Genomic DNA, 23,307 nt, shown 5'->3' with positions numbered 1-23,307 from the left:
GTCCGGCGTGCGGTTACCCGGCCGTGGCCGACTCCGCGGCCTCCGTGCGCCGCCCGCGCACACCGGCCCCGATCGCCCAGCCCAGGCCGCCCGCGGCGAGGAGGACGAGAGCGATCTCCGGCGCGATGCCCAGCTCGGTCGCGGGCGTCTTGGAGGAGCGCAGCGGCACCTTCTGGACCAGGTAGGCGGGGGTGAACATGCCGGTCTTCTGCGTGATGCGCCCGTCGGGCATGATCACCGCGCTGACACCGCTGGTGACCGGCACGGTGACGGTCCGGCTGTGCTCGACCGCGCGGATCCGGGACATGGCGAGCTGCTGGTAGGTCATCTCGCTGCGGTCGAAGGTCGCGTTGTTGCTCGGTACGGAGATCATCTGCGCCCCGTGGGTGACCGTGTCGCGCACGGCCCAGTCGAAGGCGGCCTCGTAGCAGGTGGCCAGGCCGACCTTGGCGCCGTCGATGGTGAACACGCCCGGCTGGGTGCCGCGGCTGAAGTCCCGGCGGACCATCGAGGTCCAGTCCTTGTTGATCGCGCCGAGCAGCGGGCGCAGCGGCAGGTACTCACCGAACGGCTGGATCTGCCGCTTGTCATAGGTCTGGACGGGTCCCTTGGCCGGGTCCCACAGGATCTGCTCGTTCAGCAGCCTGCCGTCCCGCTCGACGACGCTGCCCACCGAGATCGGCACGCCGATCGCCTTCGCCGCCTGGTCGATGACCATGCGCGCGTCGGGATAGGCGAAGGGGTCGATGTCGGAGGAGTTCTCCGGCCAGAGCACGAAGTCGGGCCGGGCGGCCTTGCCCGCCTTCACGTCGGCCGCCAGGCGCAGCGTCTCGCGCGCGTGGTAGTCGAGGACGGCGCGGCGCTGGGCGTTGAACTCCAGACCCGAGCGCGGCACGTTGCCCTGGATGACCGCGACCGTCACGGCACCGTTCTCGGCCTTGTCGCTGACCAGGCCGCGGGCGGCCACCGCGCCCGCCACCGGCACGGCCACGCTGAGCAGGGCCGCGGCGGCGGCCGAACGCCGCAGGGCCCGGGTGCGCCGCCCCTCCACCGCCACCCTCACGGCCTCGCCCAGGCCGAAGCCGCACAGCACCACGGCGAAGCCGAGCACCGGTGTGCCGCCGACCGCGGCCAGCGGCAGGAACACGCCGTCCGCCTGCCCGAAGGCGATCTTGCCCCAGGGGAAGCCGTCGAACGGCACGCGCGCGCGTACCGCCTCACCGGCGATCCACACGGCCGCCGCCCACACCGGCCACGCCGGCAGCTTCGACACCGCGGCGATGCCCGCCCCGACCAGGGCGACGAAGATCGCCTCCACCGCGACGAGCGCCAGCCACGGACCGGGTCCGACCTCCACGCCGGTCCACACCAGCAGCGGCAGCAGGAAACCGAGGCCGAAGAGGTAGCCGAGACCCAGCGCGGCCTTCCAGCCCCGGCCGCGCAGCACCCCGCCCAGGACGGCGAAGGCCGGCAGCGCCAGCCACCACAGTGTGCGCGGCGGGAAGCTGACGTAGAGCAGCAGCCCGGACAGCGCGGCGGCAGCGGCGGGCACGAGCCGGACGAGCCTCGCGCGCCAGAGCGCGGGAGCGGACTGCGGGCTCAGCCGCTCCGACTCGCCGACGGAAGTTGCGGTGACGGTCATCCCGGGAGTGTACGGCGGTTGACCTGGGCCTCGACAGCTCGGTCCGTGGGGCGTACGCCACGGTCCGGGACACGGCACCAGCAGGAGTGCGCCCGGTTCCCGCACGGGACGTCCACAATCCGGTCATCAGCCGTTACGGTGTGCCGGGGGCCCGGTCTGCGGCCTGTCGTTGCCGGAGTGGGCCGGCCGGACAGGGGAACGGGTCGGGGGCGACCGGGGTTGCGGGGGGCGAGGGGTGCGGTCCACTGAGATGACGTCCGCGGGCGGGGCGGACGGGGGAAGATGCGGGGACGACGGAAGACACGGGGACGACGGGCGTCGAAACGTTTCTGACGCGGCCGGTGTGGTGGTGCTGGGAGCCTGCGCCACCTGGTCGCTGGTCACCGGCGCGCTGCACGAGGGCCGGCCCGAGGGCGTGCTGCTCGCCGTGCTGGCCGTGGCCGCCGGGTACGCGACCGGACGCATAGGCGGCGCCCTGCTGCCGGTCGCCGCGCCCTGCACCGGGGCGCTGGCCGGCCTGGCGCTGGCCGTGACGGTCCCCGGGCTGGCGCCGGGGCCGCGGTTCGCCGGCCCGCTGGGGCACGCGGGCGCCACCGCCGCCGTGCTGGCCCTGTCCGCGGGTGCCGCCTGCTGCGCCGCCTGGGCGGCGACCGCCCCGGCCGTACGGCTGGCGCTGCGCGCGCTGGCCGTCGCGATCGCGTTGACGGCGGCCGTTCTCGGCTCGGGCAGTGGTTTCGTCTGCTGCACCGCGGTGCTGCTCTGCTCGCTCGCCGCGGGCCGGATGCGCCGTCGCGGCCCCGCCATCGCGGGTCTCGCCCTCGTCGCGGCCGCGGTGACCGGGGCGAGCTGGGCGGTCGCCGCGCGGGTCCTGCCCGACGGGCTCGCCGAGGTCCTGGAGGGCCGGCTGACACAGCACCGCGTCCAGCTGTGGCGGGACGCGCTGCGGCTCGCCCACCGGAACGCGGGCCTGGGTGCCGGACCTGGCCGTTTCGTGGACTTCAGTCCGACGGCCGCACAGTCGCTGCAACCCGACGGCAAGCCGCACTCGGCGCTGTTCCAGCAGGCGGCCGAGCAGGGACTGATCGGCGTGGGGCTGCTGGCGGTGGCGTACGGCTGGCTGCTCTACGCGCTGTGGCGGACCGCGCGTCCCACGCCGCTCGCCCTCACCGCGGGCGCGGCGCTCACGGCTCTCGCGGTGATCGCCACCGTGGGCGACGCGCTGAGTTTCACCGCAGTGTCGGTGGGCGCGGGTCTGTTGGCCGGCACGGCGACGGCCCGCCCGCTGGCCGACGAGGCGGGCCCGACGCGATACGGGGGCGGCCCGGACGGAACGGGCCGGCACCGTGACGAGGCCGACCCGACGGACCAGCGGCAACGGCCTGGACAGAACCAGCCGGCGCCCTGACCGGACGGGTGCGACGAGGATGCGGCAGCAGGCCCCGGCGGGACCGGCCGACGCCGTGGCGAGTCCGCCTCTCCGGGTGGCGCGGGCATGTCGTGCATCGGCGGCGCGTGTGCGAAGCCGCTCAGGTACGGCCGCCCGACGCGGTCGCTCAGACCCGATCGGAGCCGCCGCCACTCGGACCCGGACGGAGGCCGCCGACGCCGCTCAGACCCGCCCGCGTGCCGGCGGGTGCAGGCGGTCCTTGATCACGCGTACCGCCGACTCGGCGTTGTCCACGGTGATCGTGAACGTGTGTCCGTCCCACAGGCGCAGCACGACGCCCTCACCGCGCCGTACGACGACGGCGGTGCCCTTCTCGGGCCGCCAGCGATATCCCCAGCCGCCCCAGTGGCGCGGAGTGACGTGAGGGACGAACTCGGCGCCCGCCACATGGGCGAGCGGGATGCGCCGGCGCGGCAGGCCGATGTGGCCGCAGCGCACCTCCAATGTCTCCTTGTCGACTTTCAGTGCGACATGGACGAAGGCGAGGGTGCCGAAGAGAACCAGCAGCCCGGCGGCGATGCAGCCCACGACGGACATCACCAGCGGGGCGACCCCGGAACTCCAGGCCGAGTCCACGGCCAGCTCGATGCCGAGGGCCAGGCAGGCGGCGCCGACCAGCGCCAGCAGCCACTGGAAGCGGTTGGTGGCGCGGCCCGTCCAGACCTCGGGGTGCGGCCCGTCCTCGCTGCGGGAGTGGTCCCTCATGTCAATGAGGTTACTCAGGTTTCGCCCTGCGGGTAGCGCGTCGCACACGGGGAGTGTTCCGTACCGGCGCGTACGCGACGGGTGTGTCCGGAACGCGACCGTGCGTCAGCGGGCCGGGGTGACGGCCTCGAGCAGGCGGCCCTCCGCGTACGCGAGGGCCGGCGCGGGCAGTGTGCCCTCCTGCCCGTTGAGCAGCACCGTGACGGTGCCTGTGGCCGCGGTCTCGGGCTCGGGGCGGGCACCGAGCCGGCGCAGGGCCTGTGCGGCGACGGCGCCGGCCGAGCCGTGCAGCACCAGTGGCGGACGGTCCGGGCGCTGCACGGCGGCCCGGATGCGGTCGGCGACCAGTTCGTAGTGGGTGCAGCCCAGGACGACGGTCGTCACGTCGTCGGGGGTGAGCCCGGCGGCGGCGGTCACGGCCTCGTCGATCGCGGCCTGGTCGGCGTGCTCCACGGCCTCCGCCAGCCCCCAGCAGGGCACCTCGGTGACCGGCACGCCGTCGGCGAAGTCGCGGATGAGCCCCTGCTGGTAGGGGCTGCCGGTGGTGGCGGGGGTGGCCCAGATGGCGACGGGCCCGCCACCGGCCGCGGCCGGCTTGATCGCGGGCACCGTGCCGATGACCGGCAGGTCCGGTTCGAGGCGGTCCCGCAGGGTGGTCAGCGCGTGCACGGTCGCGGTGTTGCAGCCGACGATCAGGGCGTCGGGGCCGAGGGCGGCGGCCGCCTCGGCGACGGCCACCGCGCGGGCGGTGAGGTCCTCCGGAGTGCGTGGCCCCCAGGGCATGCCCGCGGGGTCCAGGGAGAGCACCAGATCTGCGTCGGGGCGCAGGCGCCGCACCGCGGCGGTGGCCGCCAGCAGCCCGATTCCGGAGTCCATGAGCGCGATCTTCACCCGGCCACGATAGACGATCCCGTCGTACGGGACGCCCCGGTGGGGCAGACTGCGGGCGTGAGCGTGATCGTGTGGACCGCCGTCGCATCACTGGCCGCCTGGTTGTGGCTGCTGCTCTGCCAGGGCTTCTTCTGGCGTACGGACGTCAGACTGCCACCCGCGGTGGAGCCGGCCCCGGACGACTGGCCGACGGTATGCGTCGTGGTGCCCGCGCGGGACGAGGCCGCGGTGCTCGGCGAGAGCCTTCCGTCGCTGCTCGCGCAGGACTACCCGGGGCGGGCGGAGGTCTTCCTCGTCGACGACGGCAGCAGTGACGGCACCGGTGAGCTGGCCCGGCAACTGGCGCGGCGCGCCGGCGGGCTGCCGCTGACCGTGAGTTCGCCGGGCGAGCCGCCCGCGGGGTGGACCGGCAAGCTGTGGGCCGTACGGCACGGCATCGGCCTGGCACGCGCGCGTGGTCCCGAGTTCCTGCTGCTGACCGATGCCGACATCGCCCACGCCCCGGACAGCCTGCGCCGTCTGGTGGCGGCGGCCCGCACCGGGGGCTTCGACGCCGTCTCGCAGATGGCCCGGCTGCGCGTCGAATCCCTGTGGGAGCGGCTGGTCGTACCGGCGTTCGTGTACTTCTTCGCGCAGTTGTATCCGTTCCGCCGGATCGGGCGCAGGCACGGTCGGACGGCGGCGGCCGCGGGCGGTTGCGTGCTGCTGCGCGCCGAGGCCGCCGAACGGGCGCGGATCCCGGACGCGATCCGGCACGCGGTGATCGACGACGTGGCCCTCGCCCGGGCGGTCAAGGGCAGCGGCGGGCACATCTGGCTGGGCCTGGCCGACGGGGTGGACAGCGTGCGCCCGTATCCGCGCCTGCACGACCTGTGGCGGATGGTCTCGCGCAGCGCCTACGCGCAACTGCGCCACAACCCGCTGCTGCTGCTCGGCACGGTCGCCGGGCTGGCGCTGGTGTACCTGGTGCCTCCGGTGGCACTCGTCGCGGGCCTGGCGGCGGGCGACGCGGCGGCGGCAGGGGCCGGTGGCGCGGCGTGGCTGGTGATGACGGCGACGTACGTGCCGATGCTGCGGTACTACCGCCAGCCGCTGTGGCTCGCTCCGCTGCTGCCGTTCACGGCGTTCCTCTATCTGCTGATGACGGTGGACTCGGCGGTGCAGCACTACCGGGGCCGGGGTGCGGCCTGGAAGGGCCGCACCTACGCGCGCCCGGACGCCGTGCCCGAGGAGGGCTGAGCGCTCACCGGCGAGCCCGCCACGGGCAAGGGTCGGCCGCTCACTTGCGGCCGGGCGTCCAGTTCATGCCCCAGCCGTAGGCCTGGTCGACGGTGCGCTGGGGGCTCACCCCGCGCGCGGGCACGAGGTAGCGGGCCTCGCGCTGGACGACCAGGTCACCTCCGGTGTGGGTGATCAGGGCGAGCGCGCACACCGTGGAGGGCACGGTGCACTCGTCGAGGGAGAAGTCGACGGGGGCGCCGTGCTGGGGCTGGAGGGTGACGGTGGCGTGCAGGTCGGCGAAGGAGCGGGCGCCTTCGTAGATCGTCACGAAGACGAGGATGCGCCGGAAGTCGTTCGTGTGGTCGAGGTTGATCGTCAGGTTCTCGCCGGTGGTCACGGCGCCGGTGCGGTCGTCGCCGTCGAGGTGGATGTACGGGGGCCGGTGCACCGAGCCGAAGGCGTTGCCGAGGGCCTGAACGACACCCTTGCGGCCGTCCGACAGCTCGTAGAGGGCGCACAGGTCGAGGTCCAGGTCCCTGTGCATCGCGACCGCCCGGCCGCGCTTGCTGCCCCAGCCGGCGAACTGCTTGCGCACCTGCCAGTTCAGGTTCACGCGCATGGTCCCCGAGGTGCCGCCCTGTTTGGTCAGCGACACCGACGGGGCGGCCTTGGTGAGCGTCACCTTGGTGAGGCGGACGGGAGACGCCGCGGGGGCCGGCGGCGGGGGCATGGCGGGTGCCGTGGCGGGCGGCGGCACGGTGACCGGTGGGGCGACGGGCGGGGGCAGGGGCACGGGCGGCCCGGCGGGCGGCGGTGCCATGGCCGGGGAGGGCGCAGGCGCGGGGGCTGCCGTCGGTGCCGCGGGCCGGGCCGGTGCCGGGTAGGGCGTCGGTGCCATGGGCTGGGCCGGGTGCTGCGGCTCGTCGACCGTGATGCCGAAGTCCGTGGCGAGGCCCTCCAGCCCGCTGCTGTAGCCCTGTCCCACGGCCCGGAACTTCCAGGCGCCCTGACGGCGGTAGAACTCGCCCAGCACGAAGGCGGTCTCGACGCTCGCGCCGGTGCTGTCGAAACGGGCGACCGGCGTGCCCGCGGCGGCGTCCCGCACCTCGATGTACAGGTCCGGCACCCGGCCGAACGTGCCGCCGTCCGCCGAGGCGGCGAGCACGACCCGGTCGATCGAGGGCTCCACGCGCGGGAGGTCGACCAGGAGAGTGTCGGTGACCCGGCCGCCGAGGTCGCGCTTGCCCTCGTACCGCACCGACCCGGAGGGGTGCGCGGGCTGGTTGTAGAAGACGAAGTCGCCGTCCGAGCGCACCTTCCCGCCCGCCAGCAGCAGCGCCGAGGCATCCACGTCGGGGATGCCCGGGCCGGACCGCCGGCCCACCTCCACGCGCAGAGTGGTGGTCGGCACCGGCGTGTTCGACCCCTTCAACATGGACATGCTCGCCCCCATCACGTGTGTCGGCCCCGGCCGTGTCCGGCAGTCCGCCGTCTCGCTCCCGCCCAACCTATGCCCGGGCGGCGCGTACGCCCACGGGCGAGCGCCGGAACACGCGTGCGCAACCTCCGGTAACCCCTCGGGAACTCGCCCTTTACACGATCCTGGCCCGGAGGGACGCCCCTTTTTCACCAAGTTCGCTCGCATTGGGTATTCCGCGTCACTGCGGACACGGAAAACAACCCTCTTATCGGTCTCCCCAACCAGCACATCGTGGGCTTAACTTATGTGCCATGACCTCCCCCCGCTCCACTTATGGCGGCGGCTACTACTCCGCCTCCTTCCCGGACACCCCGATCTACGACTCGCTCGTCGCCGAGCGGGGCACACCGCAGATCGCCCCGATCCGGGTCCCCGCGCCGTACGACACGGGAAGCCACCTGCCCGCGCCGGGCAGCCACCTGCCCGCGCTCCCCTCGGCGCTGCCCGCCCTCCCGGCGGCTCCGTCCCAGCCCTCCTACGGTTACCCGCAGGCGCCGCAGCCCACCCCGCTGCAGCAGGCGCCCACGGCGTACATCCCCCAGCAGGCCACCGCGCCGCGCGGATACCCGGCCCCGCAGCAGCCGATGCCACCGCGCCCGATGACGGGCGGCACGGGCTACGAGGCGATGCGCCCCGCGGCCCCGCGGCCCGCCCCGGCGCCCTACCAGGACCCGTACAACAACCAGCAGTACCGCGGGTACTGATCCGCTCCTCGCCTGTCCGTGCCACCTGGCAGGATGAGGTCATGGGGAATGCGGAACTGCGCTCGATACACATCCACCCGGTCAAGGCGTTCCGGGCCCTGGGGCTCCGGGAGGCCGTCGTGGAGCCCTGGGGGCTGGCCGGGGATCGTCGCTGGGTGCTGATCGACGACGGGGGAAAGGTCGTCACGCAACGCCAGCAGCCGTATCTCGCGTTGGCCGTCGCCGAGTTCGTGCCCGGCGGCGGCCTTCGGCTGTCCGCGCCGGGCCGCGAGCCGATCGTCGTGCCCGTCCCGGAGCCGGGTGCCACGGTGACCGTGGACGTCTTCGGCGACAAGGTGGAGGCCGTCCCGGCCGACGACGCCGCGCACGCCTGGTGCAGCGGCCTCGTGGGAGCCGGCGTCCGCCTCGTCCACATGGACGACCCCGCCACGCGCCGGTCCATCGACCCGGACTACGCGCTGCCGGGCGAGACGGTGAGCTTCGCCGACGGATATCCGCTGCTGCTCACCTCGCTCGCCTCCCTGGACTCCCTCAACTCGCTGATCGCCGAGGGCGACCACGCCGAGGAGGGCCCTCTGCCCATGAACCGCTTCCGGCCGAGCGTCGTGGTGGGCGGTACCCCTGCCTGGGCCGAGGACGACTGGCGGCGCATCGCGATCGGCGAGGTCGCCTTCCGTGTCGCCCGGCCCTGCGGCCGGTGCGTGGTGACCACCACCGACCAGGCCACCGCCGCGCGCGGCAAGGAGCCTCTGCGCACCCTCGCACGCCACCGCCGCTTCGGCGGCGCACTGCTCTTCGGGCAGAACCTGGTGCCCGAGGCGACCGGCACCATCCGCGTCGGCGACCCGGTCACGATCCTCGAATGAGCGCTCCTTGAACGAGCACTCCTTGAACGAACGCTCCTCGAACGAACGCTCCTCGAAAGGGCGGCGACGGACCTCCGTCCGGGAACCCCGGCCGGGGACCGGTCGTTGGAATGTTCTGAGAGCTTCATGAGAGCTCCGGGCCGGAGGTGATTTCGCTCTCTCTTCGGCCGGGTTCACGGGTGAGCGGCTCCGCGGGGGGTTATCAACGGAGCGGGAAGGGGGGTGCCGCGGATGCGAGCGATCTGCGGACTGTGGCGCTGGCGGCGCAATCCGCTGCGGCGCACGACCGATCTGGCCGAGTCCTGGGTGGCGTTGGCGGCCCTGCTGCTGATCCTGGTCGCCGCCCCCGTGCTCGGCGCCCTCGCCGGTTCCGCCGCCCAGGGCGCCCTCCAGCAGTCGGTGCGGGACCAGCGTCAGACCCGGCACACGGTGACGGCCACCGTGGTGAGGAAGGTGCGTCAGGTGGCGCCGGCGCCCGACCCGGAGATCTCCTCGGGGCGGGACATACGCAGCCGCGTCGAAGCCGACTGGACCGCCCCGGACGGCACGCGGCGGCACGGCCAGGTCACCACGGACCTCAAGTCCCCCCACCCCGGCGACCACTTCACGCTGTGGACCGACGGTCACGGGCGGACCGTGACCCGCCCCCTGGACCCCGCCACGGCCACCACCCATGCCGTGCTGGCCGGGCTCGGCGCGGCCATGCTGACCGCCGGACTGGTGGAGTGCATACGCAGACTGATCGTCTGGCGACTGCTCCGCCGCCGGTACGCGGGCTGGGACCGGGCCTGGGACCGCGCGGGCCCGGACTGGGGTCGCACCGGCACCGGCAGCTGACGGCCTGCCGCCTCCGGTCAACCGACCGCTCGCGCGCACGCTACGGTGGACCGGCCGACGCATTCGGCAACGACCCGCGCACGAGCGAGCCGTAGGGGCGTGCCCCGACGGTGAACGCGCCATCAGTACGAGGTGGGGGCACAGCAACGCCATGGCACAGGGCACGGTCCAGGTGACGCACACCGGCACTTCGCGGTGGCGGCGCCGCACGGGTGAGTACGCGTCGCTCGCCGCCGCCCTGGAGGCCGCGGCGGACGGCGACGTCCTCACCGTGGCCCCGGGCACCTACCGCGAGAACCTCGTCGTCCAGCGGGCGGTGACCCTCCGGGGACCCGAGGGCTCCGCGGGGTCGGTACGGATCGCCCCGGTGGACGGGGTGCCGCTGACCGTGCGCGCCTCGGCGGTGGTGCAGGACCTTCATGTGGAGGGCCAGGACGCGGCCGCGCCCGCCCTGCTGGTGGAGGAGGGCGCGCCGGAGCTGAGGGACGTGCGGATCGTGACCCGGTCCGCGACGGGCGTCGAGGTGCGTGGCGGTGCCCGGCCGACCGTGCGGCGCTGCACCGTCGACAACCCGGCGGGTATCGGTCTCGCCGTAGTCGACGGCGGCGGCGGGGTGTTCGAGGAGTGCGAGATCGTCGCGGCCGGGCAGTCGGGCGTGGCGGTCCGCGGCGGCGCCCATCCGCGGCTGGAGCGCTGCCGCGTCCACCACACCGCGGGCGCGGGCATCACCGTCACGGGCGACAACTCAGCCCTGGAGGCGGTGGGTTGCGAGGTGTACGAGGTGCGGGGCAGCGGTGTGCAGATCACCGGGCGGGCCACCGCGCACCTCACCGACTGCGATGTGCACCGCACCACCGCGGACGGGGTCACCCTCGACACGGACGCCGTCCTCACCCTCGCCGACTGCCGCATCCACGACATCCCTGAGAACGCGGTGGACCTGCGCTCGCGTTCGGTGCTGACCCTGACCCGGACCACGGTGCGCCGGTTCGGGCGCAACGGACTGTCGGTGTGGGACCCCGGCACGCGGGTGGACGCCAACCAGTGCGAGATCTTCGACAGCACCGGCGACTATCCGGCGGTGTGGGTCAGCGACGGCGCGACGGCGGTCCTGGACTCCTGCCGGGTGCACGACGTGCCGGACGCGCTGTTCGTCCTGGACCGGGGTTCCCGCGCCGACGTCGTCGACAGCGACCTGTCCCAGGTGCGCAACACCGCGGTGTCGGTGAGCGACGGCGCCACCGCTCAGCTCGACGACTGCCGGATCAAGGAGGCGGCCACCGGCGCCTGGTTCCGTGACCACGGCAGCGGGGGCACGCTCAACAACTGCACGGTGGACGGCACGCAGACCGGCGTGATCGTCACCAAGGGCGCCGATCCCACCATCGAGCGCTGCACCGTCTCCTCCCCCGCCGAGGCCGGTTTCTATGTCTCCGCCGGCGGCCGCGGCAGCTTCCTGGGCTGCCGGGTGACGGGCAGCGGCGGCTACGGCTTCCATGTGATCGACGGCTGCCGTACGACGCTCAGGAAGTGCCGTACGGAGCGGTGCGCGCGCGGCGGTTACGAGTTCGCCGACGGCGGGCCGGACGCGGCGGCCGGGTCGGGGCCGGTGGTCGAGGACTGCACCAGCGACCAGAGCGGCGGGGTGCGCCCGCCCGTGGCGCGGGAGACGGCCGTGCAGCAGACGCCGGACCCGTCGCCCGGTCTGCTGGGCGCCATCCCCGGCCAGCGCAGCACCGAGCAGGAGCCGCTGCTGACCGCGCCGGAACCGGAGCAGCCGACGCGCACCGCGAAGGACGTGCTGGGCGAACTCGACGCGCTGGTGGGCCTGGACAGCGTGAAGCGGGAGGTCCGCGCCCTGACCGACATGATCGAGGTGGGCCGGCGGCGGCAGCGGGCCGGTCTGAAGGCCGCGTCGGTCAAGCGCCATCTGGTCTTCACCGGCTCCCCCGGCACCGGCAAGACGACGGTGGCCCGCCTGTACGGCGAGATTCTGGCCTCGCTCGGCGTGCTGGAGAAGGGCCATCTCGTCGAGGTGTCCCGGGTCGACCTGGTCGGTGAGCACATCGGCTCCACCGCGATCCGCACCCAGGAGGCGTTCGAACGGGCGCGCGGCGGGGTGCTGTTCATCGACGAGGCGTACGCGCTCTCCCCGGAGGACGCCGGACGCGACTTCGGCAAGGAGGCCATCGACACGCTGGTGAAGCTGATGGAGGACCACCGGGACGCCGTCGTGGTGATCGTCGCCGGCTACACGGCCGAGATGGAGCGCTTCCTGTCCGTCAACCCGGGTGTGGCCTCGCGTTTCTCCCGCACCATCACCTTCGGCGACTACGGCCCCGACGAACTGCTGCGGATCGTGGAGCAGCAGGCCGAGGAGCACGAGTACCGGCTGGCCTCGGGGACGGCGGAGGCGCTGGTGAAGTACTTCACCGAGATCCCGAAGGGTGCCGCGTTCGGCAACGGCCGCACCGCGCGCCAGACCTTCGAGGCGATGGTGGAGCGGCACGCGGGCCGGGTGGCCCAGCTCGACGACCCGAGCACCGACGATCTGACGCTGCTCTACGCCGAGGACCTGCCCTCGCTGCCCTGAGCCTCCTTCCCTTCTTCCCGTGGGGCCGGCAGGTCCGGGCGCAGTCGGGCCAGCAGCCGCCGGCGTTCCTCGGCGAAGGCAGGGTCGGCCTGGTAGTCGGAGTGGCCGAGGATCGGGGCGGGCAGGGGATGCCGTGCGGTGCGGCCGTAGCCGAGCGGGTCCTTCAGCGGGGCGTGGTCAACCTCCGGACCGCTGCCGCCGGACAGCCCGATGGGGCCGCCGATGGGGTCGGTACGCCGGTACAGGTTGCGCCAGCAGTCGACGTCACGGTGCAGGGCGGCGAGGGCGTCCGCCCCGAAGTGGGCCGGGAACCAGCGGCCGTAGAGCCGGGTCAGCGGGGAGCCGTAGGTGAGCAGGGCGACCCGGCCCCGCACGGACGGTGAGAGCTGCCAGGCCGCCGCGGCGGCCAGCACGCTGCCCTGGGAGTGGCCGGAGAGCACCAGCCGGCCGCCCGTGGCCCGGGTCCAGGTCGCCATCCGCCAGGTGAGGTCGGGCACCGCGCGTTCGGCGTAGCAGGGCGGTGCGAAGGGGTGGGCGGCGCGCGGCCAGAAGGTGCCGACGTCCCAGAGGATGCCGATGGTGCGCCGGGCGGAGGCGTCCTTGTAGGCGCGTCGGCCCCAGGTCACCAGCAGTATGAAGCCCAGACCGATCAGCCAGGAGCCCAGCGTCTGGGCGGACTCGGCGGCGCCCTGGACGACGGGCGGCGCGTCGGCGGCTGCACCCGCCGGTGTCCGGTCGGTGCCGAGGGCGCCCGCGAGGGCCGCGGCGCCCAGCAGGAGGGTGGCGGCGGAGGTGACACCGACGACGAGAGGGCCGTCGTCGGTGAGGGTGGCCATCGCGCGGGTGCGGGCGATCCGGCGGGTGCGTTCGGGATCCTTGGGCTCGTCCGGGTACTGCCGTTCCACGAGGGGGCGTTCGGCGCGGGCCAGGCGCCAGGCCTGCCCGGCCAGCCGGCCGCAGAGCACCAGCAGGATCAGCAGCAGCGGCGGGATGACGGACGCCTGCCAGGTGAGCAGGACCGGCGGGCCCGGGATGGAGGTGCCGGTGCCGTCCAGCCAGTCGGACACGCGCTGGGCGACCCCGCCGGACATCAGTCCGCCGAGCGCGCAGGCCAGCATGGCGACCGCCGGACCGCCGAGGCCGCGCAGCGCGGCGCCGGGGCCGGTGGAGGCGTCTGCCGCCGGACCGGCGTTCCGCGCCGGGGGGCGGGTGCGGTGCAGTCGGTGTGCGGTGACCGCGAGGGCGACGACCAGCAGGCCCTGGCCCAGGGCGATGCCGCCGAAGGTGGCGTCGCCCGCCGGCCGGCCCGTCGAGTGCCACTCCGGGCGCGCCCAGCCGGCGTACAGCGCGGCGAGCACGAGCAGCAGGAGTGCGCCGAGGGGCAGCCGGCGTACCAGGTGGCGGTCCAGGTGCCGGTCGAGCCTGTGCTCGCTGCGGCCCCGGCGGCAGACCACACCCAGCACGACGGCCGCCGTGCCGGCCAGGGCGGCCAGCAGGAGCCATCCCAGGGTGTCCAGCGTCGTGGAGCCGCCGGGGCGCCGGTCGGCGTGCGCGGCCGGGGCGGCGACGGCGGCGGCCACGGTCAGCAGGCCGGCGGCGGTGTGGGCGGCACGCAGCCGGGCCACCAGGCGGCGCCCGTACCAGAAGCCGGGGCGGCCCAGGGCGCCGCTGTCGTCGTCCTCCCCGGGTTCGGGCTCGCCCTCGCGGGAGAGGGGCTGCTGGGACTCGTAGGCGTTCCAGGTGCGGTGGGAGAGGTACCACAGCAGGCCGGTGAGCGCGGTGGGGACCAGGGCGGCGAGGGCGAGCCGGCGGCCGGGCGTGCTCCACCAGCCGCCGGCGCCCGGTGAGAGGAAGCCGAGCCAGGAGTGGCGTACGGCGCACGCGCGCGTGCCCGCGCACTGCCAGACGGCGAGGTCGAGCGCGACCTCGCAGGCGGCGGCGACGAGCAGCACGGTCAGGGTCAGACCGGTGAGCCGGACGAGCAGTCCGTACAGGCGCACCGTGCGGGGGCGGCCGTGTGCGGTGGGACGCATCCAGTGGGCGAGGTTGACGACCATGAACGGAAGCAGCAGCAGCCACAGGGCCCGGCTGCCGTTGCCGGAGGTGAGGTTGCACCAGACGTACGCCTCGGGCACCGGCCGGCCGCCGCCGTGGGTCCGGTCCGGCCGGGCCTCGGCGTCGACGTCGGTGGCGCGCCGGTAGACGGCGGCCGTGTCGTCGCCGGTGATCCGCACGGTGCGCGGGTCGTCCAGCATCTTCTCGGGTGTGGTGCCGCCGACTCCGTGGACCAGGAGTTCCAGGGCGGCTCCGGCCCGCGCGGGCGGCGCGGGCGCGTCCGGCGCGCGGTCCGTGCCGGGCGGCACGTCCGGGTGGGGCGCCGCTGGGTCGAGCTGTGCGCGTTCCACTGTTCGCACTTCCCCCGTGATGCCGCATCGTCGCCTGTGTCCGTGCGGACTCCAGGATCGCCGCCGCCGGCGTGCCCGCACACCCCCTGTAACGGAATCTCCACGATCCGGGTGACGCCTGCGGGGCGGGCCGCGGCAGGGCTGCGCGCGGCACGACGGGTGCGGGTCCCGGCACGTGCGCGTCCAGGCAGGCGATGGCGCGACGGTGGGCGACCCGTGAAAGGATGGGACGGCCGCGCACCCGCGGTACGGCGAACCTCCTCGTCGGGGTGGGTACGCCGGGCGTGTCGGACGGTGTGAGGCGAAAGGAACCGGAGCCCACGTGAGTGAGAATCAGAACCTCCTCGCGGAGCAGCGGCGCGCCCTGATCCTGGACGAGGTCCGCCGCCGTGGCGGTGTCCGGGTCAACGAGCTGACCCGGAAGCTCGGCGTGTCGGACATGACGATCCGCCGCGACCTGGACGCGCTGGCCCGCCAGGGTGTGCTGGAGAAGGTGCACGGCGGCGCGGTTCCGGTGGTGGAGGCCAGCACGCACGAGCCGGGCTTCGAGGCCAAGTCGGGTCTGGAGCTCACGGCCAAGGAGGACATCGCGCGGGCGGCGGCGCGGCTGGTCGCACCGGGCACGGCGATCGCCCTGTCGGGCGGTACGACGACGTACGCGCTGGCCCATCATCTGGTGGACGTGCCGGACCTGACGGTGGTCACCAACTCGGTGCGGGTGGCGGACGTCTTCCACACCGCGCAGCGCGCCTCGGGCCAGCGGCAGGGCGCGGCGACGGTGGTGCTGACCGGCGGGGTGCGCACCCCGTCCGACTCGCTGGTGGGGCCGGTGGCCGACCAGGCGATCGCCGCGCTCCACTTCGACATGCTGTTCCTCGGCGTGCACGGGATATCGGCCGAGGCCGGTCTGTCGACGCCGAACCTCGCGGAGGCCGAGACCAACCGGCGGCTGGTGCAGTCCGCGCGGCGGGTCGTGGTGGTCGCCGACCACACCAAGTGGGGTGTGGTGGGCCTGAGTTCCTTCGCCACGCTGGAGCGGATCGACACGCTGGTGACGGATGCCGGGCTCCCGGCCGAGGCGCGCGCGGAGATCTCGGAGCACCTGCGGCTGGTGGTGGCGGGCGAGCCGGGGGACGGGGAAGACGTCTGAGGGCCTGCGGGAGACCGCTGACGGGCCCGCGGGAGACGGCTGAGAGGGCATCAGCTACGGTGGCGGCGGTGCTCGTGCCACCGCCTTGTCGCCGTGCGTGAAGGGGGCCCTGTCCATGGCTCACCGTCTGCGTCCCGTGGAGAGCGGCTTCGTGGAGACCGCGCCGGTACGGCTGGTCTTCGCACGGGAGGTCGCCGCCTCCCCCGAGCGGGTCTTCTCCGCGCTCGCCGAGGACGTGCCGGGCTGGGCGCAGTGGTTCCCGGCGGTGACCTCCGCGCGGCCACTCGGGGACGGCGCCAAGCGGGACATCCGGCTCTGGGGCGGGACACGGTTCGAGGAGGCGGTCCTCGTCGCCCGGTCCCCCGAGGTGTACGCCTACCGCGTCGACGTCACCAACGCGCCGGGCGCCCGTGCGCTGGTCGAGGAGTGGCGGCTGGCTCCGGCCGGGACGGGCACGCGGGTGCGGTGGACCGTCGCCGCCGACGGTACGGCGGTCTTCCGGCTCGCCGTCTCTCTGGGCCGGGTGGGATTCGGGCGTGCCTTCCGGGGTGCCGTGACCGCCCTGGACCGGCGCCTGTCCGGGCGCTGACCGGCCCGGGACACACCGGCCGTCCGGCTCAGCGGGGCCACTCCCCCGTGGCGAGGAAGGTGCCGATCGCGGCCGTGTACGGGGCGCTGTCCAGGCCCTGTTCGGCCAGCCATGTGTCCGAGTAGTACTTGTCGAGGTAGCGGTCGCCCGGGTCGCACAGCAGGGTGACCACGCTGCCCTGGCGTCCCTCGGCCAGCATCTCGGCGACGATCTTCAGGGCGCTCCACAGTCCGGTGCCGGTCGAGCCGCCCGCCTTGCGGCCGATGGCCCCTTCCAGTGCCCGTACGGCGGCGACGGCGGCCGCGTCGGGCACCTTCATCATCCGGTCGATGGCGCCGGGCACGAAGCTCGGTTCCATCCGCGGCCGGCCGATGCCCTCGATGCGCGAGCCGCAGTCGCAGGTGACGTCCGGATCGCCGGTCGCCCAGCCCTCGAAGAAGCAGGAGTTGTCCGGGTCGGCGACACAGATGCGGGTGTCGTACTGCATGTAGTGGACGTAGCGCGCGATGGTCGCGGAGGTGCCGCCGGTGCCGGCGGTGGCGACGATCCACGCGGGCTCCGGGAAACGCTCCAACTCCAGTTGGCGGAAGATGGATTCGGCGATGTTGTTGTTGCCGCGCCAGTCCGTGGCCCGCTCGGCGTAGGTGAACTGGTCCATGTAGTGGCCGCCGGTCTCCACTGCGAGCCGGGCGGAGGCCTCGTACATGGTGCGCGGGTCGTCCACGAAGTGGCACCGCCCGCCGTGGAACTCGATCAGACGGCACTTCTCGGCGCTCGTCGTGCGGGGCATCACCGCGATGAAGGGCACGCCGATCAGCTTCGCGAAGTACGCCTCGGAGACGGCCGTCGAGCCGCTGGAGGCCTCGATCACCGGGCGGCCGGGCCGGATCCAGCCGTTGCACAGGCCGTAGAGGAACAAGGAGCGGGCCAGGCGGTGCTTGAGGCTGCCGGTCGGGTGCGTCGACTCGTCCTTCAGATACAGGTCGATGCCCCAGTCCTCGGGCAGCGGGAAGCGCAGCAGGTGGGTGTCGGCCGACCGGTTGGCGTCCGCCTGGACCTTGCGGACGGCCTCTTTGAGCCAGTCCCGGTAGCCGCTGTCGCTGCGGTCGAGGTCCAGTGTTTCACCGGTCCGGCGCTGCTCGATGGTGCTCACGGCGGGACTCCTCACTCTGGGCGCCGACGGCGTGTCGCGCGGCCGGACGCCACCGATGATAGACACCTTCCGCACGCTTCTCACCTGCATAAACGCCACTTTGGGCGGATCAAAGTCGGGCCTGGGGAACGGCTCGCCAGGGGCGCGTCACCGGCGCACGGCGCGCATCGGTGGGGGCGCATTCGCGCGAATGCTCCGGGCGCCGGCCGGGAAGGGGCCGCGTGCACTGGTGCCGCGTGCCGAAGGGGGGCAGACTCCACCGCGCGGGACGAAGAGCCCGACGGGACGCCCACGGGATCCCGGACGGACCACGTCGGCTCGGGACGGTGCGGAGCCAGGAGCCGGCGGCACGCACGAGGGGGCGGCAGCGATGGCGGAACCGGAGTTCACGGCCACGGGCGTGCGGATCGCCCGACGGCTGCGCTCGATCACCCGGGCCGGGCGGATCCGGATCAGCGACGGCAGGCTGGAGTTGCTCACCAGCTACGGCAGCGAGATCGACAGCGCGCCGGTGCGGGCGGTGCGCGCGTCCAGGCCCTGGCTGGGCCCCGCCGACCGGGCGCTCGCCGACCTCAACGGCAACCGCTACTCGCTGACCCTGGGCGCGGCGGACCCCGCTCCGGGCGAGGCGGGACCGCCGGCGGCACGCCGGTTCGTCGAGGCCGTCCGCAGGGCGGCGGGACGCGGCGGCTGACGCCGGTCGCGAAGGTGGCTCGAAGTTGCGGTGCCGAACCCCTTGCGTCACGCTGGTCTCACGTCACTCTGGGTTTACCGGCGATAACGCTGCGAACCAGCCCGCCGGCCACGACAGCAGGCGGCAGTGTCACGCAGGCGTCCTGCTGCATCCGAAACGTCGTGTTCTTCCGGACCTCAACGTCGGGGAGTCGCAGCCGTGATCAGTCACCCAAGCAGGCACTGCACGGTGGAGCTCCAAGCCCTGCCGTCGCGGATCGGCCAGGTCCGCAGAATCGTATCGGCGCACTTGCGCTACTGGCATCTTGACCCTCTGATCGACCGGGCGGCGCTCGGTGTGACGGAGTTGCTGACCAACGTCCACCAGCACGCCCGGCCCGACAAGTTGTGCACGGTCGAGCTCGAGCTGCTGCTCGACCGGCTCACGGTCTCCGTGCGCGACCACGATCCGCGTCTTCCCGTGGTGGAGGACCTGGGCGAGATCGCGCCGCTGGCCACCGAAGGCCGCGGGCTGGCGATGGTGGCCGCGATGAGCGAGAGCTGGGGCGCACGCCCGGACGGCGAGCAGGGCAAGGTGGTCTGGTTCACCCTGCCGACCTCCGGCGGCCCGGTCGGCGTGCCGACACGCGTCCCGCGGTTGGCGACCCCGGACCAGCCCGTGCGTCGTTTCACGGCGCCCGAGCCCGCGCTCGACGGCGCCAGGCCGCCCGCCCACGCTCCCGCCCGGTCCGCCGTTCCCGGCTGACCGGGCGGTGACCGACGCGCCCTACGGCGACCGGCAGCACCGCGTACGCGACGGTACGCGGCGCCGCCGATCGCCACGGGCGGCGTGTCGGCGCGTCAGCGCATCGGCGCATCGGCGCGTCGGCGGGCGACCGTGCCCGCCGCACCAGACCGCCGACCGGACGCGCTCGCCATGCCGCCCCGCCGGCCATGGCACGCCTCCCGTGCCCGGGCGGGCTGCGTGCGGGATAGTACGCATATGGTGCGCCCGCCCGCCCGTTCACGTCCGCCCGCCCGTTCACGTCCGACATGCCTGCCGGGTCGGCTCGGCGTGTCACCGGGTGGCGTCTCTTCACCCGGTCGGCGGCCTCGTCACAGCGGTGACGAGGCCGCCGGCTCTTCCGCCGCCCGCGCTCACGGACAGCCGTTCGGCCGCGGTCGGGACAGCTCACCGACCGTGACCGACCGGCTCGCGGTGCCGTGTCAGCGCCGGTGCGGCGGTCATTCCGTCGCGATGGCCCGCAGGACGTCCAGGCGGGCCGCGCGCCGGGCCGGGCGCAGACCGGCCAGGGCGCCGGCCGTGATGCCCACGAGGGCCACCACCGCGAGCCGCGCCGGCGGCAGGGAGAAGGCGAACGCCGTGTCGCTCGCGCCGTCGGACGCCTTCACCAGTACCCAGCCGAGGAAGGCGCCCAGGGCGAGCCCGCCGGCCGTGCCGAAGGCGGCCACCAGCACCGACTCCCAGCGGACCATGGCCCGCACCTGGGAGCGGGTCTGACCGACGGCCCGCAACAGGCCGAGTTCCCGGGTGCGTTCGTGGATCGCCAGCGTCAGCGTGTTGGCGATGCCGAGCAGCGCGATGAGGACCGCGAGGGCGAGCAGGGCGTAGACGAGGGTGAGCATCATGTCGATGCCGCCCGCCGAGGACTGCGCGTACTCGCCGCGGGTCTGCACCTGCGGGTTGCCGTACCGGGCGGCGACTTTCTCTATGGCGGCCTTGCCCGTGTCCGCGCTCACCCCCGGCTTGAGGGAGACGGCGACGAGCGTGTCGGAGTCCTGGGTGCGGTGCGGGGCCCAGGCCTGGCGGGTGATGACGTAGTCACCGGCGAGTTCGGACCGGCCGTAGACCGCGCGGACCGTGAAGGTCTCCGTCCTGCCGTCGGTGAAGGTGAGCCGCGCCTTGTCGCCGGTCGTCAGGCCCTGCTTGTCGGCCTCGTTCCGGGTCAGGGCGAGTCCGTCGGCGCCCAGGTCGCCCAGGGAGCCCTGGACCGTGCCCAGGTCGAAGGTGCGGGCGAGCGCGGCGGGGTCGGTGACGGTCAGGGACCGTCCCTTGCCGTCCACCTCGGCGACGCCCCGGCCCAGTCCGACGGCCGTGTCCACCTCGGGCAGTCGCTGGATCGCCCCCGCGAGCCGGGGGCTCAGCCCGCTGCCGCCGGCGCCGAAGGACGGCGTGCTCACGGCGAGGTCGCCCGCGAAGGAACGGGAGACCGTCTGGTCCATGGTGGCCTTGAGCGAGGCGCCGAAGACCGTGAACAGTGACACGACGGCGACCCCGATCATCAGCGCGCTCGCGGTCGCGGCGGTGCGCTTCGGGCTGCGCAGGGCGTTGCGCCGGGCGAGGGCGCCGGTGACGCCGCGCAGCCGGTCGAGCGGCCCGCCGAGCAGCCGTACGACGGTGGTGGAGGCGACCGGGCCGAGGACGACGAAGGCGACGAGGGCGAGCACGGCGCCGAGGCCGGCCAGCCAGACGGACGGGGAGACCAGGACGCCCGTCAGGGTGGCCGCGATCGCCAGTGCGGCGAGACCGGTGCCGGCGATCGCGCGCGTGCGGGAGGCGCCGGAGGAGTCGACGGCCGTCTCGCGCAGCGCGGCCAGCGGCGCGGTGCGGCCCGCCCGCACGGCGGGCGCGAGCGCCGACGCCAGGCAGACGACCACGCCGACCAGCGGCGGCAGCACCATCGACAGCGGCTTGACGACCAGGTCGGCGTCCGGGAAGGGGAACCCGATCGCCGGGAACAGCGCCTGCAGCCCGGCGGCGATCCCGATGCCGCCCGCCAGCCCGGCGGCGGACGCGGTGAGCGCGACGGCGCTCGCCTCGGCGAGGGCGGAGGCGGTCACCTGGCGGCGGGATGCGCCGAGGGCGCGCAGCAGCGCGTTCTCGCGGGCGCGCTGGGTGACGACGATCGCGAAGGTGTTGTGGATGGAGAAGGTCGCCACCAGCAGGGCGACGCCGGAGAAGACCAGCAGGAAGGTGGTGAAGATGGTCAGGAACTGGCTGGAGATCATGTCGGTGTTCTCCTGCGCGGACTCCTGACCGGTGATGGCCTCGACTCCCTTGGGCAGGACGGGAGTCAGCCGGTGGACGAGTTCCGCCTGGCTCACGCCGGACGCGGCCCGCACCTGGATGCTCGCCGCCTCGCCGGGCGGGGCGGTCAGGTACTTCTCCGCGTCCGCCTGGGTCATGCCGGTGAAGGTGACCTGCGCCATCCCGTCCTCGCCGCCGAAGGTGGCGAGGCCCACGATCGTCACCCGGACGGGATCCGGGGTGCGCAGGGTGGTGGTGTCGCCGATCCGCAGGCCGCCCTTCTTCGCGGTGCCGCGGTTGACGACGACCTCGCCGGTCTTCGCGGGGGCGCGGCCCTCGGCGAGCTGATACGGGTTGAGCGTGGGGTCGGTGATCCAGTTGCCGGCGACGGTGGGCGGGCCCTGGCCGCCGATGGGCTTGCCGTTCCTGCCCACGAGCTGGCCCGCGCCCTGGATGTCCGGGGCGGCGGCCGCGACGCCGGGGACCCGCTCGAGGGTCTTCACCAGCGAGGTGTGCACCGGCTGCCGTACGCCCTGGCTCTCGCCGGGTGTGGTGATGGTGTCGGCGCTGCGCACGACGGCGTCCGTGCCGCCGGTCGCCTTGCCGAACATCGAGTCGAAACCGGAGCGCAGCGTGTCCCCCATGACGAGCGTCCCGGCCAGGAAGGAGACGCCGAGGAACACCGCGAGGAAGGTGCCGGCGAAGCGCCGCCTGTGGGCCCGCAGCGAGGAGAGGCTGAGCCGGACGGAGGTGTTCATGTCCTCACCTCGAAGGCCTTCATGCGGTCCAGGACCTTGTCGGCGGTGGGGGACTCCATGCGGTCGACCAGGCGTCCGTCGGCGAGGAAGAGGACCTCGTCGGCGTGGGCGGCGGCGACCGGGTCGTGGGTGACCATGACGACCGTGCGGTCCATCTGCCGTACGGCGCGGCCGAGCAGGCCCAGCACCTCCTGGCCGGAGCGGGAGTCGAGGTTGCCGGTGGGCTCGTCGGCGAAGACCACGTCGGGGCGCCCGGCGAACGCCCGGGCCACGGCGACGCGTTGCTGCTGTCCGCCGGAGAGCTCGGCGGGCCGGTGGCGCAGACGGTCGCGCAGTCCGACGACGTCGACGAGCGCGTCGATCCACTCCGCGTCGCCCCTGGCGCCCGCCAGGTCCAGCGGCAACGTGATGTTCTCCGCCACGGTCAGCGTCGGCACCAGGTTGAACTGCTGGAAGACGAAGCCGATGCGGTCGCGGCGCAGCAGGGTGAGGCGGCGGTCGTCGAGGGCGCTCAGTTCGGTGTCCCCGATGTGGGCGGTGCCGGAGGTGAGCGTGTCGAGCCCGGCCGCGCAGTGCATCAGGGTGGACTTGCCGGAGCCGGAGGGCCCCATGATCGCGGTGAAGCGTCCGGCGGCGAAGCCGACGGTCACCCCGTCCAGGGCCCGTACGGTGGTGTCGCCCGCGCCGTAGACCTTGACGGCGTCGGTGACCCGGGCGGCCGTGCGGGCGGCCGGTCCCGGTGTGGAGGATCCGGTGGCGGCGGCGGTCGTGGCGGTCACAGGGCACCGTCCTTGCCCGGACGGCCGAACTGCTCCTCCAGCACCGACATACGGCGCCAGTACTCGTCCTCGTCGATCTCGCCCGAGGCGAAGCGGCGGCCGAGGACGGCGAGCGGGGAGTCGCCGGCGGGGCGGCCGTCGACGCCGCGCCAGGGGCCGGCGGCCACGCCGCGCCACGGGCCGCCGCGACCGCGCCACGCCGTGCGGCGCAGGACTGTGACCACGCCGACGACCACGGCCGCCCAGATCAGCGGGAAGAAGAGGATCCACGGCCCGGGATGGCCGTTCCAGTCCGCCAGTGTCTGCATCTCGGTTCATCTCCTCGGAAGGGTTGTCCGGTGATGTATCGAGCCTGGCTCCCGGGTG

19 protein-coding genes are annotated in these 23,307 nt (G+C 74.1%); 10 read left to right on the top strand and 9 right to left on the bottom strand.

Annotation, left to right across the window (positions count from 1 at the left end; genetic code table 11):
- Positions 1–13: 13 nt before the first annotated feature.
- Positions 14–1,642: an apolipoprotein N-acyltransferase gene (gene lnt, locus IE318_RS03085; RefSeq protein WP_189895992.1), complete on the bottom strand. Its 1,629-nt coding sequence runs from the start codon at positions 1,640–1,642 to the stop codon at positions 14–16.
- A 250-nt stretch (positions 1,643–1,892) separates the two neighbouring features.
- On the opposite strand from lnt, the gene IE318_RS03080 reads away from it, so the two are divergent.
- The gene (locus IE318_RS03080; protein ID WP_189896429.1) at positions 1,893–3,047 is read left to right on the top strand and encodes an O-antigen ligase family protein; all 1,155 of its coding nucleotides are present in this window, start codon (positions 1,893–1,895) and stop codon (positions 3,045–3,047) included.
- A gap of 204 nt (positions 3,048–3,251) precedes the next feature.
- Here IE318_RS03080 and IE318_RS03075 read toward each other — a convergent pair whose 3' ends face one another.
- Both IE318_RS03075 and IE318_RS03070 read right to left on the bottom strand, forming a co-directional pair.
- Complete coding sequence (locus IE318_RS03075; RefSeq protein ID WP_189895990.1) at positions 3,252–3,794, bottom strand: hypothetical protein; 543 nt, start codon at positions 3,792–3,794, stop codon at positions 3,252–3,254.
- A gap of 105 nt (positions 3,795–3,899) precedes the next feature.
- Positions 3,900–4,685, bottom strand: a complete 786-nt coding sequence (locus tag IE318_RS03070) for a glutamate racemase (RefSeq protein WP_189895988.1) — start codon at positions 4,683–4,685, stop codon at positions 3,900–3,902.
- 57 nt (positions 4,686–4,742) lie between these two features.
- Here IE318_RS03070 and IE318_RS03065 point away from each other — a divergent pair, with 57 nt between their 5' ends.
- The gene (locus IE318_RS03065) at positions 4,743–5,924 is read left to right on the top strand and encodes a glycosyltransferase (RefSeq protein WP_189895984.1); all 1,182 of its coding nucleotides are present in this window, start codon (positions 4,743–4,745) and stop codon (positions 5,922–5,924) included.
- Positions 5,925–5,964: 40 nt separating this feature from the next.
- Here the strand turns inward: IE318_RS03065 and IE318_RS03060 are convergent, their stop codons facing one another.
- Complete coding sequence (locus IE318_RS03060; protein WP_189896427.1) at positions 5,965–7,341, bottom strand: TerD family protein; 1,377 nt, start codon at positions 7,339–7,341, stop codon at positions 5,965–5,967.
- 296 nt (positions 7,342–7,637) lie between these two features.
- On the opposite strand from IE318_RS03060, the gene IE318_RS03055 reads away from it, so the two are divergent.
- From IE318_RS03055 to IE318_RS03040, 4 genes are all read left to right on the top strand, one after another.
- Positions 7,638–8,090 carry a DUF6643 family protein gene (locus IE318_RS03055; protein ID WP_030164454.1) on the top strand — a complete coding sequence of 151 codons (453 nt, stop codon included), beginning with the start codon at positions 7,638–7,640 and terminating at the stop codon, positions 8,088–8,090.
- 41 nt (positions 8,091–8,131) lie between these two features.
- Positions 8,132–8,956, top strand: a complete 825-nt coding sequence (locus IE318_RS03050) for an MOSC domain-containing protein (protein WP_189895981.1) — start codon at positions 8,132–8,134, stop codon at positions 8,954–8,956.
- A gap of 231 nt (positions 8,957–9,187) precedes the next feature.
- The gene (locus IE318_RS03045; RefSeq protein ID WP_189895978.1) at positions 9,188–9,793 is read left to right on the top strand and encodes an Rv1733c family protein; all 606 of its coding nucleotides are present in this window, start codon (positions 9,188–9,190) and stop codon (positions 9,791–9,793) included.
- A gap of 151 nt (positions 9,794–9,944) precedes the next feature.
- A complete protein-coding gene (locus IE318_RS03040) occupies positions 9,945–12,386 on the top strand; it encodes a right-handed parallel beta-helix repeat-containing protein (RefSeq protein WP_189895976.1) in 2,442 nt (813 codons plus the stop codon).
- Here the strand turns inward: IE318_RS03040 and IE318_RS03035 are convergent.
- A complete protein-coding gene (locus IE318_RS03035) occupies positions 12,356–14,749 on the bottom strand; it encodes a hypothetical protein (RefSeq protein ID WP_189896425.1) in 2,394 nt (797 codons plus the stop codon). The genes IE318_RS03040 and IE318_RS03035 overlap by 31 nt on opposite strands.
- 364 nt (positions 14,750–15,113) lie before the next feature.
- Between IE318_RS03035 and IE318_RS03030 the strand changes: the two genes are divergently transcribed.
- Both IE318_RS03030 and IE318_RS03025 read left to right on the top strand, forming a co-directional pair.
- Positions 15,114–15,941 (top strand): DeoR/GlpR family DNA-binding transcription regulator, encoded by an 828-nt coding sequence (locus IE318_RS03030; protein ID WP_030164439.1) that lies wholly within the window; start codon positions 15,114–15,116, stop codon positions 15,939–15,941.
- A 115-nt stretch (positions 15,942–16,056) separates the two neighbouring features.
- Entirely contained in the window at positions 16,057–16,530 is a 474-nt protein-coding gene (locus IE318_RS03025; protein ID WP_189895974.1) for an SRPBCC family protein, read from the top strand.
- 28 nt (positions 16,531–16,558) lie between these two features.
- On the opposite strand, the gene cds1 is transcribed toward IE318_RS03025, so the two are convergent.
- Positions 16,559–17,683 (bottom strand): L-cysteine desulfhydrase Cds1, encoded by a 1,125-nt coding sequence (gene cds1 / locus IE318_RS03020; RefSeq protein WP_030164434.1) that lies wholly within the window; start codon positions 17,681–17,683, stop codon positions 16,559–16,561.
- A gap of 370 nt (positions 17,684–18,053) precedes the next feature.
- Between cds1 and IE318_RS03015 the strand changes: the two genes are divergently transcribed.
- Complete coding sequence (locus IE318_RS03015; RefSeq protein WP_189895972.1) at positions 18,054–18,377, top strand: hypothetical protein; 324 nt, start codon at positions 18,054–18,056, stop codon at positions 18,375–18,377.
- A gap of 198 nt (positions 18,378–18,575) precedes the next feature.
- Positions 18,576–19,121, top strand: a complete 546-nt coding sequence (locus tag IE318_RS03010) for an ATP-binding protein (RefSeq protein WP_229903305.1) — start codon at positions 18,576–18,578, stop codon at positions 19,119–19,121.
- A 479-nt stretch (positions 19,122–19,600) separates the two neighbouring features.
- Here the strand turns inward: IE318_RS03010 and IE318_RS03005 are convergent, their stop codons facing one another.
- Genes IE318_RS03005 through IE318_RS02995 form a run of 3 tightly spaced genes read right to left on the bottom strand, consistent with a single transcriptional unit; the run spans position 19,601 to position 23,249 of the window.
- Complete coding sequence (locus IE318_RS03005; RefSeq protein WP_189895970.1) at positions 19,601–22,162, bottom strand: ABC transporter permease; 2,562 nt, start codon at positions 22,160–22,162, stop codon at positions 19,601–19,603.
- Positions 22,159–22,941, bottom strand: a complete 783-nt coding sequence (locus IE318_RS03000; protein ID WP_189895968.1) for an ABC transporter ATP-binding protein — start codon at positions 22,939–22,941, stop codon at positions 22,159–22,161. Before IE318_RS03000 ends, IE318_RS03005 begins: the two co-directional genes overlap by 4 nt.
- Complete coding sequence (locus tag IE318_RS02995; RefSeq protein WP_030164418.1) at positions 22,938–23,249, bottom strand: SHOCT domain-containing protein; 312 nt, start codon at positions 23,247–23,249, stop codon at positions 22,938–22,940. Before IE318_RS02995 ends, IE318_RS03000 begins: the two co-directional genes overlap by 4 nt.
- Positions 23,250–23,307 lie beyond the last annotated feature (58 nt).

This window comes from Streptomyces spiralis, from assembly GCF_014654675.1.
Lineage (GTDB): Bacteria > Actinomycetota > Actinomycetes > Streptomycetales > Streptomycetaceae > Streptomyces > Streptomyces spiralis.
This window is presented reverse-complemented; position numbering and strand designations above follow the sequence as displayed.